At 73.0% G+C, this 18158-nt stretch carries 16 protein-coding genes; 9 read left to right on the top strand and 7 right to left on the bottom strand.

The genetic code is table 11. The annotated features are described in order from the left end of the window. The first annotated feature begins 5 nt into the window (after positions 1-5). Both ACH427_RS10680 and ACH427_RS10675 read left to right on the top strand, forming a co-directional pair. Positions 6-470 (top strand): Zn-ribbon domain-containing OB-fold protein, encoded by a 465-nt coding sequence (locus ACH427_RS10680; protein ID WP_398869054.1) that lies wholly within the window; start codon positions 6-8, stop codon positions 468-470. After that, positions 467-1249: an enoyl-CoA hydratase/isomerase family protein gene (locus ACH427_RS10675; protein WP_398869053.1), complete on the top strand. Its 783-nt coding sequence runs from the start codon at positions 467-469 to the stop codon at positions 1247-1249. Before ACH427_RS10680 ends, ACH427_RS10675 begins: the two co-directional genes overlap by 4 nt. A 256-nt stretch (positions 1250-1505) precedes the next feature. Here the strand turns inward: ACH427_RS10675 and ACH427_RS10670 are convergent, their stop codons facing one another. Continuing rightward, on the bottom strand, positions 1506-4034 hold the full coding sequence (locus tag ACH427_RS10670) for a PQQ-binding-like beta-propeller repeat protein (RefSeq protein WP_398869052.1): 2529 nt from the start codon (positions 4032-4034) through the stop codon (positions 1506-1508). A gap of 490 nt (positions 4035-4524) precedes the next feature. Here ACH427_RS10670 and ACH427_RS10665 point away from each other — a divergent pair, with 490 nt between their 5' ends. Beyond that, positions 4525-5172, top strand: a complete 648-nt coding sequence (locus ACH427_RS10665) for a TetR family transcriptional regulator (RefSeq protein ID WP_366003910.1) — start codon at positions 4525-4527, stop codon at positions 5170-5172. Positions 5173-5295: 123 nt separating this feature from the next. On the opposite strand, the gene ACH427_RS10660 is transcribed toward ACH427_RS10665, so the two are convergent. Continuing rightward, positions 5296-5775: a nitroreductase family deazaflavin-dependent oxidoreductase gene (locus ACH427_RS10660; RefSeq protein WP_398869051.1), complete on the bottom strand. Its 480-nt coding sequence runs from the start codon at positions 5773-5775 to the stop codon at positions 5296-5298. Beyond that, positions 5772-6989, bottom strand: a complete 1218-nt coding sequence (locus ACH427_RS10655; protein ID WP_398869050.1) for an acyl-CoA dehydrogenase family protein — start codon at positions 6987-6989, stop codon at positions 5772-5774. Before ACH427_RS10655 ends, ACH427_RS10660 begins: the two co-directional genes overlap by 4 nt. An 87-nt stretch (positions 6990-7076) precedes the next feature. Between ACH427_RS10655 and ACH427_RS10650 the strand changes: the two genes are divergently transcribed. Both ACH427_RS10650 and ACH427_RS10645 read left to right on the top strand, forming a co-directional pair. Next, complete coding sequence (locus ACH427_RS10650) at positions 7077-8252, top strand: thiolase C-terminal domain-containing protein (RefSeq protein WP_398869049.1); 1176 nt, start codon at positions 7077-7079, stop codon at positions 8250-8252. A 288-nt stretch (positions 8253-8540) separates the two neighbouring features. Continuing rightward, positions 8541-9224 (top strand): pyridoxal 5'-phosphate synthase, encoded by a 684-nt coding sequence (locus ACH427_RS10645; RefSeq protein ID WP_398869048.1) that lies wholly within the window; start codon positions 8541-8543, stop codon positions 9222-9224. On the opposite strand, the gene ACH427_RS10640 is transcribed toward ACH427_RS10645, so the two are convergent. Together ACH427_RS10640 and ACH427_RS10635 are read right to left on the bottom strand one after the other, a co-directional pair. Continuing rightward, on the bottom strand, positions 9202-9762 hold the full coding sequence (locus ACH427_RS10640) for a GNAT family N-acetyltransferase (protein ID WP_398869047.1): 561 nt from the start codon (positions 9760-9762) through the stop codon (positions 9202-9204). The two genes, ACH427_RS10645 and ACH427_RS10640, sit on opposite strands and share 23 nt — an antisense overlap. Before the next feature lie 46 nt (positions 9763-9808). Further along, positions 9809-10246, bottom strand: coding sequence for a Zn-ribbon domain-containing OB-fold protein (locus ACH427_RS10635; RefSeq protein WP_398869046.1), 438 nt, complete (start codon positions 10244-10246; stop codon positions 9809-9811). Positions 10247-10373: 127 nt separating this feature from the next. Between ACH427_RS10635 and ACH427_RS10630 the strand changes: the two genes are divergently transcribed. From ACH427_RS10630 to ACH427_RS10620, 3 genes are all read left to right on the top strand, one after another. Continuing rightward, a complete protein-coding gene (locus ACH427_RS10630) occupies positions 10374-12620 on the top strand; it encodes an acetate--CoA ligase family protein (RefSeq protein WP_398869045.1) in 2247 nt (748 codons plus the stop codon). A gap of 37 nt (positions 12621-12657) precedes the next feature. Beyond that, the gene (locus ACH427_RS10625; RefSeq protein WP_398869044.1) at positions 12658-13533 is read left to right on the top strand and encodes an enoyl-CoA hydratase/isomerase family protein; all 876 of its coding nucleotides are present in this window, start codon (positions 12658-12660) and stop codon (positions 13531-13533) included. A gap of 63 nt (positions 13534-13596) precedes the next feature. Continuing rightward, positions 13597-14247 carry a flavin reductase family protein gene (locus tag ACH427_RS10620; protein WP_398869185.1) on the top strand — a complete coding sequence of 217 codons (651 nt, stop codon included), beginning with the start codon at positions 13597-13599 and terminating at the stop codon, positions 14245-14247. Between the two features lie 15 nt (positions 14248-14262). On the opposite strand, the gene ACH427_RS10615 is transcribed toward ACH427_RS10620, so the two are convergent. Together ACH427_RS10615 and ACH427_RS10610 are read right to left on the bottom strand one after the other, a co-directional pair. Beyond that, entirely contained in the window at positions 14263-15270 is a 1008-nt protein-coding gene (locus ACH427_RS10615) for a hypothetical protein (RefSeq protein ID WP_398869043.1), read from the bottom strand. 296 nt (positions 15271-15566) lie between these two features. Next, a complete protein-coding gene (locus ACH427_RS10610; protein ID WP_398869042.1) occupies positions 15567-16886 on the bottom strand; it encodes an MFS transporter in 1320 nt (439 codons plus the stop codon). Between the two features lie 203 nt (positions 16887-17089). Between ACH427_RS10610 and ACH427_RS10605 the strand changes: the two genes are divergently transcribed. Then, on the top strand, positions 17090-18118 hold the full coding sequence (locus ACH427_RS10605; RefSeq protein ID WP_398869041.1) for a GlxA family transcriptional regulator: 1029 nt from the start codon (positions 17090-17092) through the stop codon (positions 18116-18118). The last annotated feature ends 40 nt before the right edge of the window (positions 18119-18158 follow it).

The raw sequence follows: 18158 nt of genomic DNA, 5'->3' as shown, positions 1-18158 counted from the left end.
TCTTCATGTCCTCCATGATGAAGGGCACCACTGACAACGGGCTCCTCGTGCCCGTGCCGGACCCGGACGGCGCCCCCTTCTGGGAGTTCGCCACCCGCGGTGAGCTGCGGATACAGGCGTGCGCCGACTGCGGGCGGCTGCGGTTCCCGCCCCGGCCCTGCTGCCCGCACTGCCAGTCCTTCGCCGTCGCGTGGCGCGGGATGAGCGGCCGCGGCCGCATCTGGTCGTACGTGCTGCCCCACCCGCCCCTCCTGCCCGCCTATGCCGCGCACGCCCCGTACAACGTCGTGGTCGTGGAACTCGCCGACGCCCCGCTCATCCGCCTCGTCGGCAATGTGGTCGCCTCCCCCGGCGCGCCGCCCGACTCCGTCGATCCGGCCCGGCTGCGCATCGGCGCGCCCGTCCGCGTCGCCTTCACGGAGCTCACGGCGGGTGTGACGGTGCCGTGTTGGCTGCTGGAGCGCCCATGACGGCCGACGACGCACCGGTGCGTACGGAGGTGGCGGAGGACGGCGTCGCGCTCGTCACCCTCGACCGGCCCGCCCGGCACAACGCGATCGACCTGGCCACGGCCGCCGCCCTGGCCGCCGTGTGGCGCCGCTTGCGCCGCGACGGCCACGTGCGCGCCGTCGTGCTCACCGGCGCCGGCGACCGGGCGTTCTGCTCCGGCATCGACCGGTCGGTGACCGCGCCCCAGCCCGGCTCGCCCTACTCCGTCGACGACCCGCTCCTCACCGTCGGCCCCAAGGCCGCCGACCTGTGGAAGCCGGTGATCGCCGCGGTCGGCGGGCTGGCCTGCGGCGGCGCCTTCTATCTGCTCGGCGAGGCGGAGTTCGTGGTCGCCTCGGAGAACGCGACGTTCTTCGACCCGCACACCACCTACGGCATGGTCAGTGCGTACGAATCGATCCACATGGCCCAGCGGATGCCGTTCGGCGAGGCCGCGCGCACGGCGCTGATGGGCACCGCCGAACGCCTCTCCGCGCGCCGCGCGTACGAGATCGGCCTCGTCTCCGAACTGACCGCGCCCGGCGAGGCCGTGGCCGCGGCCCTGCGCGCCGCCCGCGTCATCGCCTCCTGCCCCACCGAGGCGGTCCAGGGGACCGTACGGGCCCTGTGGGCGGCCAAGGAAGCGGCCCGCGCCCACGCCCTCGCCCTGGCCCCCCACCTGATCTCCCTCGGCAATCTGCCGCCGGATAGCCAGAACCGACTCTTCACCGGCCGCGACCGGACGTACCGCTTGCGGTGAACCACCGACGATGAGCGGTAGAAGGCCCACTACGTGACCACCGCCGGGCGGGCCCGGGTCAGAGCACGCACCCGCACCCACACATCGATCACCTCAACGCCGCGACCTTCCTGCCGCCTTGGGCCCGACCGGACGCGGCACCTGCCTCTGGCCCACCGACAGCGAACAGCGGAAAGCCCACTTCCTGAAACCACCAGGCGGGTCCGAGTGAGGGCACCCGACGATCGGCCGGACCCGACCGTGCGACGGGATCACCTCAACGCCGGGACAGCCCCGTCCCCTTGGCCGCGTCCAGCGCGTACACACAGCGGTCCTTGCTACAGGCGTAGACCACGCCGCCCATGGCCACCGGGGACCCGGTGATCTCGCCGCCGGTGGCCAGCTTCCAGCGGAGCTGACCGCCCGCCGCGTCGACCGTGTACAGACAGTGGTCCGCGGAGCCGAAGTGGACCCGGCCCTCGGCGACGACGGGCGCGCCCACCACATCGCCACCGGCCGCGAAACGCCACCTGGGCGTGCCCGTGACGGCGTCCAGCGTGTACAGCGCGCCGCCGCTGCCCAGGTGCACGGCCCCGGACGCCACGAGCACCGGCTCCGTGGACTGCCGGGGCTCCGTGGCGATGCGCCAGCGGTCCCGGCCGGTCGCCGCGTCCAGGGCGTAGACCGTGCCCAGATAGTCCGCGATGTAGACACCGCCGCCCGTGACCGCCGGGCCCGGCGCGAAGGCGGGCGGGCTCAGGAAGACCGCGGGCGCCTCGAACCGCCAGCGCACGTCCCCGCGCGCCACGTCGATCGCGAGGACCCGCGTACCGGCCGCCACGTACACCACGCCGTCCGGCGCGGCCAGCAGCCGCACCGGCACACCGCCGCAGGACGCGGTGTCACCCACGGGATACGACCAGCGCTCCGCGCCCGTGCGCGCCTCCAGGGCGCGCAGCCGCCCGTCGGCCCACACATACACCGTGCCGTCCTGCGCGAACGGGCCGCAGTCCGGGGTCTCGAAGTCGGTCTGGAGGCCGCTCATCTCCCACAGCAGCTCGCCGTTGGCCGCCTCCCACGCCTGGACACCGCCGCCCCGCGTGCCGGTGACGATCGTGCCCCGGTCGGCCCGGAGCGAATACACCCAGCCGTCGGTGGCCAGCCGCCAGCGCTCGGCGCCGTCCGCCGCGTCGAGCGCGTAGAGCGTGGGGCCGTCGGAGGCGTGGATGCGGCCGTCCGCGACGGCCATGGCCCAGGCCACGTCCCGCGTCTTGAACTGCCTCCGCCCGCTGGCCACATCGAGCGCGTGGACCTCGAACGACGTCACATAGAGCAGCTCTCCGGCGACGGTCGGCGTGCCCCACACGTCGTTGGACATGCGGAACCGCCAGGGCCGCCAACGGCCCTGGTCCGGCTGGGCGTTGCCGCCGTCCATCGCGGGAGCGGCGGACTGCGGGGGCACGGAAGCGGACGCCGCGCCCGTCATCCCGGCGGGCGGGCGCACCCAGCCGGTCGTGGGTCCCGCGCCGGGGTGGGCCTGCGGCTCGCGCACGTCGGCGACGCGCGGACCGGGCCCGATGGGGACCTGCGATCCGGCCAGCCGTACGGAGCCGTCGTGCGCGGACGCGGCGGGCGCCCCCGCGTGCCGGCCGTGCGCGGCGGCCACGACGGGAGCCTCGGCGGACCCGCCCGGTCCGCCGCGCGGATCGGGGGCACCTGCCATGCCGGAACGACCGGTGTCCGCGCCGCCCAGGTGACCGTCGCCCCAGGCGGGCCCGCTGCGCGCGCCGGGCGGCGCGTAGGAGGCGGCGGGCGCGCGGGACGGCGTCGGGGGCTGCGCGGGTCGGGGCGGCACGCCGGAGCGGTTGCGGCCGCTCCTCGCGGCCGCGGCGGCGGGGGCGGGCCGGTTCCCCGCCCGGCGCTGCTCGATGAGGGTGACGGCGTTGTCCGGCAGCCAGGCCGAGGCCGTGCCGCTGTCGTCGTCCCCGCCGGAGGCGAAGAGGTGCGGGGCGAGCTGCGCCTGGAGGTCGGCCGGGGTGGGGCGGTGCTCCGCGGCCATCTGCATGCAGGAGTCGATGAGCGGGCGGAGCTCGTCCGGCAGCCCGGTCAGGTCCGGGCCCTCGCGCAGCAGCATGAAGACGGTCTCCACCGGGTTCGCGCCATGGAAGGGCGCGTGGCCGGTCGCGGCGAAGACGAGCGTCGAGCCGAGCGAGAAGATGTCGCTGGCCCCCGTCACGCTGCGGGAGTCGCGTGCCTGCTCGGGAGACATATAGGCGGGCGTGCCGACGGCGACGTTCGTCATCGTCAGCCGGGTGTTGGAGACGCCGGAGGCGATGCCGAAGTCGATGACCCTGGGGCCGTCCTCCACCACCAGGACGTTCGACGGCTTGAGGTCGCGGTGCACGAGGCCCGCGCCGTGGATGGACTGCAACGCCTCCGCGACACCGGCGGCCAGCCACCGGACGGCCTGGGCCGGGAGCGGGCCGCACTCGTTGATGATCTCTTCGAGCGAGGGCGCCGGCACATAGGCGGTGGCCAGCCAGGGCACGGCGGCGCGCGGGTCGGCGTCGACGACGGCGGCGGTGTAGAAGCCGCTGACCGCGCGGGCCGCCTCCACCTCACGGGTGAAGCGGACCCGGAAGAGCTGGTCCTCGGCGAGCTCCGTGCGCACCGTCTTGATCGCGACCCGCCGGCCGGAGGCCGAGCGGGCGAGATAGACCAGCCCCATGCCGCCGGCGCCGAGTCGGCCGAGCACCTCGAACGGGCCGATCCGTCTCGGGTCGTGCTGCGTAAGCTGCTCCACCACTGGCCTGCCACCTCCCCGTGGGGGCTTGAAGGGTTTCAGCCCCGTGCAGCGTCTCACCGCGAATTATCTCCGGGGTACGCATACTGATTCTTCCTGGCGACGGGCGCGGTTGCGAACCCGGGTCGCGCATCGCCGTGTCTCCACCACATGCGGAACGCCCGGCCCCGCCCGTCACACCCCCCACTTCCGCCTCGTGACTCCGCGTAGCCGCCGCGAGGCGCGTCCGCCGCTCCGCGAGGTGTTCCGACCGCAACGTTATCGGGGTCTCGCGGTTTCCACGCGGCCTGTGGATAACTGTGCGAAGAGCGTCCCGAGCGGCCTTGTCCACAGCCTGTCGATAGGACGATTCACCGGTACGGGCCAATCCGCTCCGCCGCCCGCAGCGACCCTCACATGCCGCCTGAGCTGGCCTTACGTACCACCTCGCACCCCTCCCCCCATTTGCATGCGGCCGGATCGCGCTCCGATCACCCCTCGGTAAGCTGACGGCATGACAGGACAAGTACGCACCGTCGACGGCCGCGTGGCCGGACGACGCGGACAGGCGACGCGGCAGAAGCTGCTCGACTGCCTCAGTGAAATGCTCAGCTCCTCGCCGTACCGCGACGTGAAGGTGATCGACGTCGCGCGTAAGGCCGGCACCTCGCCCGCCACCTTCTACCAGTATTTCCCGGATGTCGAAGGCGCCGTCCTGGAGATCGCGGAGGAGATGGCGAAGGAGGGCGCGAGCCTGACCGATCTCGTCGCCGGGCGCTCCTGGGTCGGCAAGTCCGGCTGGCAGGCCGCCGAGGAACTGGTCGACGGCTTCCTCGGCTTCTGGCGCAAGCACGACGCCATCCTGCGCGTCGTCGATCTCGGGGCGGCCGAGGGCGACAAGCGGTTCTACAAGATCCGCATGAAGATCCTCAACGCCGTCACCAACTCCCTGACGGACTCCGTCAAGGAGCTCCAGTCCAAGGGCAAGGTGGACAAGGACGTCAGCCCGGCCGCCGTCGCCGGCTCGCTCGTCGCGATGCTCGCCGCCGTGGCCTCGCATCAGAAGGGCTTCCAGAGCTGGGGCGTGAAGCAGGCCGAGCTCAAGCCGAACCTCGCGCTGCTCGTGCACCTGGGCATCACCGGCAAGAAGCCGACCAAGTAGCGCGTCCGCGCCTCGCACGTCCTGTCATCGCAGCGGCGGGCCACTCCCGGCTCGGGCCGGAGCGGCCCGCCGCAGTGACATCCCCCACCTCTTCCTCGCCTCCGGCGGGGACGACGGCACGGCCTACCGCCGCTCCAGCCGGAACAGCCGGATCTCCCGTTCCACGCGCGCCTGGTAGCGCGCGTACGGAGGCCAGAACCTCACCACCGCCGCCCACGCGGCCGCCCGCTCCGTGCCGCTCAGCAGCCGTGCCCGCACCGGGATGTCCCGCCCCTTCCAGCTGATCTCCGCGTCGGGGTGCGCCAGCAGATTCGCCGTCCAGGCAGGGTGACCGGGCCTGCCGAAATTGCTGCCGATCAGCACCCAGGCGCTCGCCGGATCGCCTTCCCTCATGCAGGCGAGCGGAGTCCGCCGCCGCTGTCCCGTCCGCGCGCCCGTCGAGGTGAGGACGACACTCGGCAACAGACGCGCGCTGAGCATCGACTTCCCACCCGACAACCGGTGCACCGCCCGATCCAGCGCCGGCACGACGTGCGGCGCGATCCGCGCGAACGCACGGGTCGAGGAAACTCTTTGCACCACTCGCTCCACGGTGGCAGTCATAGCGCCACGGCTTCCCGTCCGCTCCGGGCGGCAAACAGCCCGGCTCTCTCCGCGGCGCGTTCCCGCAGCCTGTGCACGGGTCCGAACAGCAACTCGTCCGAAGCGGCCCTCTTGAAGTACAGCTGCACATCGTGCTCCCACGTGACCCCGATGCCGCCGTGCAGCTGGACGGCCTCCGCCGCGGTCATCCGCTGCGCCTCCAGCGCCTGAGCGAGCGCGAGCCCTCCGACGGCCGCCGACGGCCGCTCCCCGGCGGCCCAGGCCGCGTAGTACGCGGCCGAACGTGCCGTCTGCACGACCACGTGGATGTCGGCCAGCCGGTGCTTGACCGCCTGGAAGGATCCGATCGGCCTGCCGAACTGTTCGCGGGAACACACGTACTCGACCGTCCGCTCCAGCACCCGGTCCGCCGCCCCCACGGCTTCCGCCGCGACAGCCGCCGCCACACCGCCGCCCAGCCGGGCGAGCGCGCCCGGCACGTCGGCATCCTCCCCGGTCGGCCCCAGGAGTTCGGCCGCGGCATCGCGCAGTTCGACGCGGGCCTGTGACCGCGTCTCGTCCAAGGCGGTCAGCCGGGTACGGGTCACGCCCCGCGCTCCCTGCGGCCGAAGGACGAACAGGAGCGTCCTGCCGCGCGCGTACCCTCCCGCGTGGGCCGCGACGAGCAGCAGGCCCGCGCTGTGCCCGTCGAGCACCTGTACCGCCTCGCCGTACAGCCGCCAGCCCGTGCCGGAGGCGGCCGGCCGCGCCTGGATGCCGCCCGCCCGGCCGCCTCCCGCCCACTGCCCGTCGTTCGCCCCGGTCAGTCCGAGCACGGCCGTCAGGTGGCCGCCCGGCAGCACCAGCGCTCCCGTCAGCTCACCGTTGGCCAGGGACGGCAGCAGCCCGGCGCGCTGCGCTTCCGTGCCGAGTGCCGCGACGAGCGGTGCCACCAGTCCGGCGGTGGCCAGCAGCGGGGACGGCAGCAGCACCCGGCCCGTCTCCTCGGCGGCCAGAGCCGCCTCCGCGGGCCCGCAGCCCGCTCCGCCGTAGCGCGCCTCCACCGTCAGGCCGGGCAGCCCCGGCCGCTCCGCGAGAAGCGCCCACAGGGCCTCGTCGTAACCGGTCGCCGTACGGACCGCCGCCCTGACCTCTTCCGGCCCGCAGCGTTTGAGCAGCAGCTCGCGCAGGGTGCGCCGGATCTCGTTCTGCTCGTCGCTCAACGCGGCATCCATGGCGGATTCCTTCCGAAGCCGAAGGGCCGTCATGGTAGGCAGGTCAACCACACTTTCCCAGAGCTGATCTGATGTACCGTCAGGTTTATGAGCCCGGACCGCCCGCGCAAGGTAGCCGTCGTCGGTGTCTCCCTCTCGGACTGCGGCCGTGTCGACCACGCCACCGCGTACGCACTGCACGCCCAGGCCGCCCGCCGCGCGCTCGCCGACTCCGGCCTCGGCCGGGACGCCGTCGACGGACTCGCCTCCGCCGGGCTGGGCACGCTCGCCCCCACGGAGATCGCGGACTATCTGGGGCTGCGGCCGCTGTGGGCCGACTCGACCGGCGTCGGAGGAGCGACCTGGGAGGTCATGGCCGCGCACGCGGCCGACGCCATCGCCCTGGGCCACGCGAACGCGGTCCTGCTCGTCTACGGCTCCACCGCCCGCGCCGACCTCAAGGCGGGCCGCCGCACCGCGGCCCTCTCCTTCGGCAGCCGGGGCCCCGCACAGTTCGAAGCACCGTACGGACACACGCTCATCGCCAAGTACGCGATGGCCGCACGTCGCCACATGCATGAGTACGGGACCACGCTTGAACAGTTTGCCGACGTCGCGGTTCAAACCCGCGCCAACGCCTTTTTCAACCCCCACGCCATGTACCGCGATCCGATCACGGTCGACGACGTGCTCGGCGGACCGGTGATCGCCGACCCCTTCACCAAACTCCAGTGCTGCATACGGTCCGACGGCGGCTGCGCCGTGCTCCTCGCGGCGGAGGAGTACGTGACCGGTACGGCGAAGTCACCCGTGTGGGTGCTGGGAGCCGGAACCGCGCTCTCCCACTCCACGTTGTCGGAGTGGGACGACTTCACGGTCTCCCCGGCCGCGGCCTCCGGGCGGCTCGCCTTCCAGCGCGCGGGCGTCACCCCCCAGGAGATGGATCTGGCCGAGCTGTACGACGCGTTCACCTATATGACGCTGGTGACGCTGGAGGACCTGGGCTTCTGCGCGAAAGGCGAAGGCGGCGCGTTCGTGGCAGGGGGCCGGCTGACGACCGGCGGCGGACTGCCGGTCAACACCGACGGCGGCGGGCTGTCCGCCTGTCACCCCGGCATGCGGGGCCTCTTCCTCCTCGTCGAGGCCGTACGCCAGCTCAGGGGCGAGGCCGAGGAGGGCCGCCAGGTACGGCGAGGCGACGGCACCCTCCCACAGCTGGCCGTCGTCTCGGGGACGGGCGGCTGGTTCTGCTCCTCGGGGACGCTGGTCCTGGCACGGGACTGAGTTCGGTCCGGTTGCGCCTGCGGCGGGCTCGCGTCCCAGATCCGTCCCCTGTCGGCTGCCGGGCTCAAAAATCAGTCTGTCCGGCATTTGAGGACACCGCGCGTCAGCGCGGTGGGGGCCTGAGGGTCTCCCCAGTTCCGGGAAGGGCGGGCAGGGGAAAAGCCCGCCGCAGGCGCGGCCCACCCACACCGAACACCGCCCCTGCCTCCACCGCCCCAGGCCCCCGCCGCAGACAGGGTCGAGACAACAGGGTCGAACGAATCGCCCGCAGCGGGTTGGATGGACGCCATGAGCGACGAAACGGCCGACAGCCGCCAGGAGTCCTTCCACGAGCTGCTGCGCTCCCTGCGGGTGTGGGACACCGAGCTGCCGCACTTCGACCCCGCCCAGGCCCCCGCCGAACCCTTGCCCCTCTTCCAGCAGTGGCTGCGCGAGGCCGCCGAGGCCGGGACACCCGAGCCGCACACGATGACCCTGGCGACCGCCGACGCGCACGGCACACCGTGCGTGCGGACCGTCATGCTCCACGACGCGGACGCGCACGGCTGGCATTTCGCCACCCACCGTACGAGCCGCAAGGGCCGGGAGCTGGCCGCCCGGCCCGAGGCGGCACTGGGCTTCTACTGGCCCGCGGTCGGCCGTCAGGTGCGGGTGCTGGGCACCGTGACGGCCGCGAGCCCCCAGGAGAGCCGGGCCGACCTGGCCAAGCGCTCCCCCGGCGCCCTGGCGGCCGCGCTGGTGGGCAGGCAGAGCGAGCCGCTGTCCTCCCTCGCCGAGCTGGAACGCGCCTCGGTGGCGGCCTGGGAACGGGCCCTGCGCGAGCCCGACGCCCCGGTGGACAGCTGGACGCTCTATGTCCTGGAGGCGGACGAGGTCGAGTTCTTCCAGGGCGACGACCGGCGCCGCCACGTGCGCCTCCACTACCGCCGCGGCCGGGGAGGCCGCTGGGTCACCGAGCTCCTCTGGCCGTGAGTTCGGGCTCCGGGCCGGTGGCGAGCCGGGCGTGGAGACGGATGTCCCACATCCCTCCGTCACCGCCCGGCAAGGCGCCCCGCAGCGTGCCTTCGAGGCCGTACGCGCACCGTTCGGCCACCCGGCACGAGGCGTCATGGCCGAGCGCGTGCCCCAGCTCCAGCCGGTGCGGCCGCAGCCGCTCGTGGAACGCCCACCGCGTCAGGGCCTCCAGGGCCCGGGAGGCATAGCCCCGGCCGCGGAACTCGGGCAGGATCCAGTAACTGACCCGCGCGTTCCGCCGAATGTGGTCGATCATGGACAGGCCGACGCTGCCCACGGCGGCATCCGGGCCCTCCGCCCGGGCGGTGACCGCGAACCCCACCGAATCGCCCTGCCGCCACCCGTCCGTACGGCTCCCCAGGAAGGCCCGCGCGCCCTCTTCGTCCGGTGGCGGAACGGTGATGGCGTTCCAGCGCCGGAACTCAGGTCCGCCATTCCCCGCAGTACGGCATCGAGATCCCCGTCCTCCACGGGCGCAGCAGGAGGTCGGACTCACCGATCCGGGCGGGAGCCAATGCCTTCGATCCCTTCATGTCCGGCATTCAACACGGGCGGAAGACAGGGAGCTTCAGCGGGGATTCGGGCACCGCGCGGAACATCACCCGCAGGTCCATGCCGATCCGCAGCCGGTGTTCGGGGCAGTCGACGATCTCGGTCGTCATGCGCGGCCCCTCCGCGAGATCCACGACGGCGGCCACATACGGCAGCCGCTCGCCGAACGGCGGAAGGTCGTTCACGCGGACGACCGACCATGTGTAGAGCGTGGCGCGGCCGGACGCCTCCTCCCAGACGACGTCCTCGCCCCAGCAGCGCGGACAGATCTCCCGTGGGTGATGATGCGCTCTGCCGCACTCCGGGGCGCGGCAGCGGCGTATGAGCAACCGGCCTCGCGCGGCGGCGTCCCAGTAGGGCCTCGTGAACGCGTCCACCTCGGGCACATCGTGGCGCACCTCAGCCTCCAACCGCTCAACCTCCTGCATTTCCCTGCCACTTGACGCCCATCGAGCCGCCCCGGAGCGTCTCGCACATCTTTCCTGACGTGACGTCAGATCGGTAGCCTGAACTTACGTCAGCCCGTCGGCCCTTGAGCAGGAGTGGACGAGAACGATGCTTGGATCGACTCATGGCACCCTCACCACCACCTCCCGCCCGGCCCGCGTGGCGGCCTGCGGCGAACGCCGGAGCCCCGCCGTCCACGGCCTGGCCGACGGCGTCGAGGACCTCGATGTCAGCGGGCGCCCCCTGCGCTCGGACGTGCCCGACCTGGACCGCTTCTTCCGGCCCGAGACCGTCGCCGTCGTCGGCGCCTCGGACGCGGAGGGCCGGCCCAACTCCGGCATCACCCGGCAGCTCATCGCCTGGGCCGACCGGGTCGGCGCCCGCCTGCACCCCGTGCACCCGACCCGCGGGAGCGTCTTCGGCCGCCCCTGTCATCCGTCCGTCGCCGAGTTGCCCGAGCGGATCGATCTCGCCGTCCTCCTCGTGGGCGACCCCCTTCCCGTCATCGATCAACTGGCCGCCTCCGGAACGGACTCCACGGACAGCAAGGCGGCGTTCGCCGTCGCGTTCGCCTCCGGCTTCGCGGAGACCGGACCGGAAGGCGCCGCCGCCCAGGCCCGGCTCGCGGCCGCGGCGCGACGGGCAGGAGTCCGGCTGCTCGGCCCGAACACCAACCTCAACGCCTTCGAGCGCTTCCGCACCGACCTCGACGGCCCGGCGATCGCGCTGGTGACCCAGTCAGGCCACCAGGGCCGCCCCGTCTTCTCCCTCCAGGAAATCGGCGTCCGGCTCTCGCACTGGGCCCCGACCGGCAACGAGGCCGACCTGGAGTGCGCGGACTTCATCTCCTACTTCGCCACCCGGCCGGAGGTCGGAGCCATCGCCGCGTATGTGGAAGGGCTCAAGGACGGCCGCTCCTTCCTGCTGGCCGCCGACCGGGCGGCCCGGCACAAGGTGCCCGTCGTCACCGTCAAGGTCGGCCGCACCGAGACCGGTGCCCGCACGGCCGCCTCCCACACCGGCAAGCTGACCGGCGCCGACGACGTGGTGGACGCGGCGATGCGGCAGTTCGGCGTGATCCGCGTCAACGGTCTCGACGAGCTCCAGGACACCTCGGCCCTGCTCGCCCGCGCCCGGCCGCCACGGGCCACCGGGGTCGCCGTCTATTCGATATCCGGCGGCACGGGCGCCCACTTCGCCGACCTGGCCACCGCGGCCGGCCTCGACCTCCCCGTCCTCCCCGCCGCGAAGCAGCACGAGCTCCACCAGTGGATCCCGGACTACCTCTCCGTCGCCAACCCCGTCGACAGCGGCGGCCACCCCGTCGGCGACTGGCGCGGCCGCAAGATCATCGACGCCGTCCTCGACGACCCTTCCGTCGGCGTGCTCATCTGCCCGATCCCCGGCCCCTTCCCACCCATGAGCGACACCCTCGTACGCGACCTGGTGGCGGCCGCGGAGGAGACCGACAAGCTCGTCTGCGTGGTCTGGGGCTCCCCCGTGGGCACCGAGGACGCCTACCGCGAAGTGCTCCTCGGCTCCTCCCGCGTGGCCACCTTCCGCACCTTCGCCAACTGCGTCACCGCCGTGCGCGCCTATCTCGACCACCACCGCTTCGTCGCCCACTACCGCTCCCCGTTCGAGGACGCCCCCCGCGCCCTCTCCCCCTCCGCCCGCAAGGCACAGGCGCTCATGCGGCCGGGCGAACAGCTCAGCGAGCACGCGGCGAAGCAGCTCCTTCGCGCGTACGGCATCCGCGTGCCCCGGGAACAGCTGGTGACCAGCGCCGCCGCTGCCGTACGGGCCGCCGGGCTGGTGGGCTACCCCGTGGTGATGAAGGCGTCGGGCCCCCAGCTCGCCCACAAGACGGAACTGGGCCTGGTGAAGATCGGCCTGACCTCGGCGAGCCAGGTCCGCGACGCCTACCGCGAGCTGACCGACATCGCCCGCTACGAGGGCCTGCCCCTGGACGGCGTTCTCGTCTGCCAACTCGTCGGTCATGGCGTGGAGATGGCGGTCGGGATCTCGCCGGACCCCCTCTTCGGCCCCACCGTGACGGTGGGCCTGGGCGGGGTGCTGGTCGAGGTGATGCGCGACATCGCCGTGGGCGTACCGCCGTTCGGCGAGGACCGGGCCCGCGCGATGCTCGGCGAACTGCGCGGCAGCACCCTGCTGGACGGGGTCCGGGGAGCGCCCCCGGCCGACGTGGACGCGCTCGTGGAGACCGTCCTGCGCGTGCAGCGCATGGCTCTGGAGCTGGACGGCGAGCTCGCCGAGCTCGACATCAACCCCCTCGTGGTGCTGGACCGCGGCCCAGGTGCCGTGGCCCTGGACGCGCTGGCCTTCTGCCGCTGAGCCGCTCGCGGCGACCCTGAGAACCAGGAGCTTCCCCATGCCCGTCTCCCCCCGTGAAACGTCCGACGGCACTCCCGGAGCGGACGGGCCCACCGAGCCCCCCGGGCCCGTCCGCTCCGATGCCTCAGTGATACTCCACGCCACTGACAACGGAGTTCTGCGGATCACGCTCAATCGCCCCGAAGCTCTCCACGCCATCACCGCTGACCTGCGAGAACAACTAATTTCAAGATTTTTTTACGCTTCCGCCGACCCGGCCGTGCGGGCCGTCGTCGTCACCGCGACGGGCCGGGCCTTCTGCTCCGGCGCGGATCTTCGCCCGGCCTCCCGGCCCCGGCCCGGCGGGCCCGTACCGGGCGATGTCGCCCGCCTGATCCAGCGCGGCGCGCAGCGGCTGATCGGCGCGGTCCTGGACTGCGAGAAGCCCGTGATCGCCGCCGTGAACGGCGTCGCCGCCGGGCTCGGCGCGCACCTGGCGCTGGCCTGCGATCTTGTACTGGCGGGCGAATCGGCGCAGTTCATCGAGGTGTTCGTGCGCCGCGGCCTGGTCCCCGACGGGGGCGGCGCCTATCTCCTCCCGCGGCTCGTGGGCCCGCGGCGCGCGAAGGAGCTGTTGTTCTTCGGTGACGCCCTCTCCGCCGAAGAGGCGGAACGGCTGGGGCTGGTGAACCGGGTGGTGCCCGATGGCGAACTGGCCGGGACGGCCCACGCCTGGGCGGAGCGGCTGGCCGCCGGGCCGACCCGCGCCCTCGCCCTGACCAAGCAGCTGGTCAACGTCTCCCTCGACGCCGACCGGGCGGCGGCCTTCACCGCGGAGGCCGCCGCGCAGGAGATCAACATGACGACGGCGGACGCCCGGGAGGGCCTGGCGAGCTTCACGGAACGGCGCGCCCCGCGCTTCCGGGGCCGTTAGCGCGCGGCCCTTCCAAGCTGACCCCCCGTCAGTTTCAATGGAGCCATGATGGGACACGCGGGCATGGCGGCAGCCGCCGTGCGCTATCTGCGGTCGACCGGAGCGCCGACCTCCGCACCTCCGGGGCCGGCCCTCCCGCCCCGCCCGGAGCCACCGCGTGTCGATCCCATGCCACGACCGGAACTGCGGGCCGTACGAGCGGACGAGCGGATTCCGCCGGCCCCGGACGAATTCCGGCGCGTACTCGGCCACTTCGCCAGCGGCGTCACGGTCGTCACCGCGCCGGGCCGGGACGGCGAGCCGCCCGCGGGCTTCTCCTGCCAGTCCTTCGCCGCCCTCTCCCTCGACCCGCCGCTGGTCGTCTTCATGGTGGCCCGTACGTCCTCCACCTGGCCGCGCATCGCCCGCGCCGGCGTCTTCTGCGTCAACATCCTCGGCGCGGACCAGGAAGAGCTCTGCCGCGCCTTCGCGGTCAGCGGCGCGCGGACGGCCGACAAGTTCGCGGGCGTACGGCACGAGCCGTCCCCCGCGACCGGCTCACCCCGCCTCGCGGACGTCCCGGCATGGGCCGACTGCACGGTGCACGCCGTGCACACCGGCGGGGACCACCTGATCGTCGTCGGGAACGTCGAGGCACTCGGGGCGGACGCGGGCGCGGCCGGAGCGCGGCCGCTGCTCTTCCACAGGGGCACGCTCGGGACGTTCACCCGCTGAGGGCGCCCAGCCGGGCTACTTCTTGTGCCCGGCCACCTTCGTCAGCACATAGCGCTTGCCGGAGCCGGGCTTGCCGATCTCGTGGTAGATCCGCGGCTTCTTCTGCGTGCCGCCGACGCTCCAGTCGCGGCTGAGCTCGCAGGACTTGATGCGCAGGGCCACGCTTTCGATCTTGCCGTTCTCCCGGAGGGGCTTCCAGTTCCCGGAGCCGTCGCAGTCCTTCGGCCGGTCCTTGCCCGTCTCGTCCCAGACATAGTTGTCGAGCCCCTGAGCGACGGCACCGCCGTCCGCGTCGAACTTGACCGTGCCTCCGTGGCCGTCGGTCCAGGTGCCGGCCAGGTCCGACTTGTGCAGCTGCGGCGGCTCGTACACCTTCACCAGGCCGGTGCCGTAGACGCCCGCGCCCACCACGGCGACCGCCAGCCACGTCAGTGCCCCGTCGCGCGCGATCCTGCGGACCAGGCCCTTGGGGCGGCCCCCGCGGACGCGCCGGCCGGCGACAGCCGCGACGAAGGCGGCGGGCAGCAGCCCGGCGGTGAGACCGGCCCACCACAGGACGTAGGACAGCGCCGGGGCGAACGCGAGGCTGCCGAGCGCCGCCACACCCCCGAAAGCGATCACCAGCAGGGCCGCCACCACCGGCACCGCGGCGAGATCCAGGCGCAGGCGCTCGGCCCTGCCCATGCGCCGTGCCACGCGCCGCGCGAGCCCCAGTGCGGGCATCACCGCGACACCCGTGACGAAGCCGCTGACGAGGACGGCGAAGAACGCGATGCCGAGGGCCGCCGCGATGATCACGGCCACGTTGTGCGGCAGCCCGTCGTGCTCGCGCGAGAGCATCACCAGGACGGCGACCGTCCCGCCGATCACCGCCTCCGCGCACAGCCCGGCCATCGACGCGCAGAACGCCGCGCCGAATCCGTCCGCGTGCACCGCACGCTTCGGCGCGCGAGCGGACCGCTCGGGTGCCGCTGCCGCCTCCGCATCGGCCGGCTTGGCGTCCGGCTCGGCCTGCTGTGTCATAACCGCCCCTCTCCCCAAGAAAGATTCCCCCAGAGGCCGGGAGGTTGCTTCCGCGCACAGACCGTGACCAGTACTGCCCTCCGGACTGCCGGCTCGCACCGGCGAGGAGGTCCGCACGCACACCGCACCGGCGCGGGCCGCGTCGGACCATTCTTACCGATTGCCCGCCTTGACCGGAATGAGGCCCGATGCGGCCGCACGCTTCCGGAGGGCCGGAAAGACTTCGACAGACACGAGCCAACAACACCTCGCGGCCGTGACCGGCGCAAGACCGCGGACACGGATCGCAAGAGGGATCACACAGCGGGGGCGGCCGCCGGGACCCGGGACGGCCTCCTCCGGATGACCAGAGCCATCAACGCGGCCACCGCGCACAGTGCTCCGGAGGCGTACCAGACGAGGTCGTACGAGCCGAGGGCGTCGCGGGCCACACCGCCCAGGAACGCGACCACGGCGGCACCCACCTGGTGGGAGGCGAGCACCCAGCCGAAGACGATCGCGCTGTCGTCCCCGTAGTGCTCGCGGCACAGGGCGATGGTCGGCGGCACGGTGGCCACCCAGTCGAGCCCGTAGAAGACGATGAAGAAGACCATCGGGAGGTGCACCGCCGGGGCCATCAGCATCGGCAGGAACATCAGCGAGACGCCCCGCAGCCCGTAGTAGACGGCGAGCAGCCTGCGCGCCTCGAACCGGTCGGTGAACCAGCCGGAGGCGATCGTCCCGACGACATCGAAGACACCGACCACCGCGAGCAGCCCGGCGGCCGCCGTGACCGGCATCCCGTGATCGTGGGCGGCGGGCACGAAGTGGGTCTTGACCAGCCCGTTCGTGGACGCGCCGCAGATCGCGAAGGTGCCGGCGAGCAGCCAGAAGGGACCGGTGCGGGCCGCCTTCACCAGAGCGCGCACCGCACGCCGGGCCGCGCCGGAGACCGGCGCCGGTTTCGGCGTGTACTCCGGCGCCCCGTACGCGGCGAGGCCGACGTCCGCCGGGTGGTCGCGCAGCAGCAGCCAGACGAAGGGGACGACGGCGAGCGCGGCGGCGGTCACGATCAGCGCCGCGAGCCGCCAGTCGTGGTGTTCGACGATCCAGGAGAGCAGCGGGAGGAAGACCAGTTGCCCGGAGGCGCCCGCGGCGGTGAGGATGCCGGTGACCAGTCCGCGCCTGCCGACGAACCACCGGTTCGTGACGGTCGCCGCGAAAGCGAGAGCCATCGAGCCGCTGCCGAGGCCGACGAGCACACCCCAGCACAGGACGAGCTGCCAGCTCTCCGTCATGAAGACGGTCAGCCCCGCGCCCGTCGCGATCACGGTCAGAGCGCAGGCGACGACCCTGCGGATGCCGAAGCGGTCCATGAGGGCCGCGGCGAAGGGCGCGGTGAGCCCGTAGAGGGCGAGGTTGACGGAGGCGGCGAAGCCGATGGTGCCGCGTGACCACCCGAACTCCGCGTGCAGCGGTTCGATCAGCAGGCTGGGCAGGGAGGCAAACCCGGCAGCTCCGACGATGGCCACGAAGGTGACGAGGGCGACGAACCAGGCGCGGTGGATCCGGGTCCGCCGCTCACCGCGCGGCGAGCGCTCCGCCGCACGGGCGGGACGAGGAGTTGTCTGGGTCACGTCATCAGCATCGGGAGCACACTGGAGACGAACGAGCGGCCGGAAGGACAGCATTCGCAAGGATCGGGCCATGATGGTCCGGTAGGCCGCAGGTCTGCGGCAGCCTTGTGGAAAGCGGGCCGGGGATTGTCAGTGGCCGGCCGCAGACTGGTCGGAGCAGGGCGGGAGACCGCCCGGGAAGGACGTGGGGGGACGCTATGGACATGCCGCAGACCACCGAGGCCGGGCGTACGGTCCGCCGCCCGGACGGACGGCCGCACCGCGTCGCGGTGCTCGCCCTGACGGGCGTCATCCCCTTCGAGCTCTCCATCCCCTACCGCATCTTCGGCAAGGCGAGGACGCCGTCCGGGGAGCCGCTGTACGAGGTGGTGACGTGCGCGCTCGCACCGGGCCCCGTGCGGACCGACGCCGACTTCTCCATCATCGTCGAACGCGGCCCGGAGGCTCTCGCGGAGGCCGACACCGTCGTCATCCCCGCGTCGCACGAGCCTGGCCTCCCCTACACCGAGGGCAGACTCGAGGACGCCCAGGCCGCCGCCCTCGCGCACATACGCCCTGGCACGCGCCTGGTGTCCATCTGCACCGGGTCGTTCATCCTGGCGGCCGCCGGACTCCTCGACGGGCGTCCGGCCACCACCCACTGGAGCAGCACCGATCACTTCCAGCGGCTGTTCCCCTCGGTCCGGGTGGACGCCAACGTGCTGTTCGTCGACGACGGCGATCTGCTGACCTCCGCGGGGGTGGCCTCCGGCATCGACCTGTGCCTGCACATCGTGCGGCGGGACCACGGTTCCGCGGTGGCCAACGAGGTGGCCCGGCGCAGTGTGGTGCCTCCGCACCGCGACGGCGGCCAGGCGCAGTACATCCACCGGCCCGTGCCGGAGCCGCAGTTCGCGACGACCACGGCGGCGCGCGCGTGGGCGCTGGGGCGGCTGCACGAGCCCATCCAGCTGCGGGACATGGCCGAGCAGGAGGCGATGAGCGTACGGACCTTCACGCGCCGCTTCCGGGAGGAGGTCGGGATCAGCCCCGGGCAGTGGCTGACCCAGCAGCGGGTGGAGCGGGCGCGGCACCTGCTGGAGGACAGCGACCTCTCCGTGGACCAGGTGGCGCGGGACGCGGGATTCGGCACGGCGGCGTCCATGCGGCAGCACCTCCAGGCCGCGCTGGGTGTGTCGCCGACGGCGTACCGGCGTACGTTCCGGACGGCACCGGCGGCCTCCCACCGCTGATCCGTCTCCGGTCCCGCCGCCCGCCCGGCGGTGGCGCGAC

Origin of the sequence: Streptomyces sp. NPDC020379 (assembly GCF_044387105.1) — a bacterium.
Taxonomy (GTDB): Bacteria; Actinomycetota; Actinomycetes; order Streptomycetales; family Streptomycetaceae; genus Streptomyces.
This window is presented reverse-complemented; position numbering and strand designations above follow the sequence as displayed.

Coding starts and splice junctions, on each gene's coding strand:
- ACH427_RS10680 (WP_398869054.1), top strand. CDS start 6: ATGTCCTCCATGATGAAGGGCACCACTGACAACGGGCTCCTCGTGCCC.
- ACH427_RS10655 (WP_398869050.1), bottom strand. CDS start 6,989: ATGGATGCCGCGTTGAGCGACGAGCAGAACGAGATCCGGCGCACCCTG.
- ACH427_RS10615 (WP_398869043.1), bottom strand. CDS start 15,270: ATGACACAGCAGGCCGAGCCGGACGCCAAGCCGGCCGATGCGGAGGCG.
- ACH427_RS10660 (WP_398869051.1), bottom strand. CDS start 5,775: ATGACTGCCACCGTGGAGCGAGTGGTGCAAAGAGTTTCCTCGACCCGT.
- ACH427_RS10625 (WP_398869044.1), top strand. CDS start 12,658: ATGCCCGTCTCCCCCCGTGAAACGTCCGACGGCACTCCCGGAGCGGAC.
- ACH427_RS10620 (WP_398869185.1), top strand. CDS start 13,597: ATGGCGGCAGCCGCCGTGCGCTATCTGCGGTCGACCGGAGCGCCGACC.
- ACH427_RS10675 (WP_398869053.1), top strand. CDS start 467: ATGACGGCCGACGACGCACCGGTGCGTACGGAGGTGGCGGAGGACGGC.
- ACH427_RS10635 (WP_398869046.1), bottom strand. CDS start 10,246: ATGCAGGAGGTTGAGCGGTTGGAGGCTGAGGTGCGCCACGATGTGCCC.
- ACH427_RS10630 (WP_398869045.1), top strand. CDS start 10,374: ATGCTTGGATCGACTCATGGCACCCTCACCACCACCTCCCGCCCGGCC.
- ACH427_RS10645 (WP_398869048.1), top strand. CDS start 8,541: ATGAGCGACGAAACGGCCGACAGCCGCCAGGAGTCCTTCCACGAGCTG.
- ACH427_RS10665 (WP_366003910.1), top strand. CDS start 4,525: ATGACAGGACAAGTACGCACCGTCGACGGCCGCGTGGCCGGACGACGC.
- ACH427_RS10605 (WP_398869041.1), top strand. CDS start 17,090: ATGCCGCAGACCACCGAGGCCGGGCGTACGGTCCGCCGCCCGGACGGA.
- ACH427_RS10650 (WP_398869049.1), top strand. CDS start 7,077: ATGAGCCCGGACCGCCCGCGCAAGGTAGCCGTCGTCGGTGTCTCCCTC.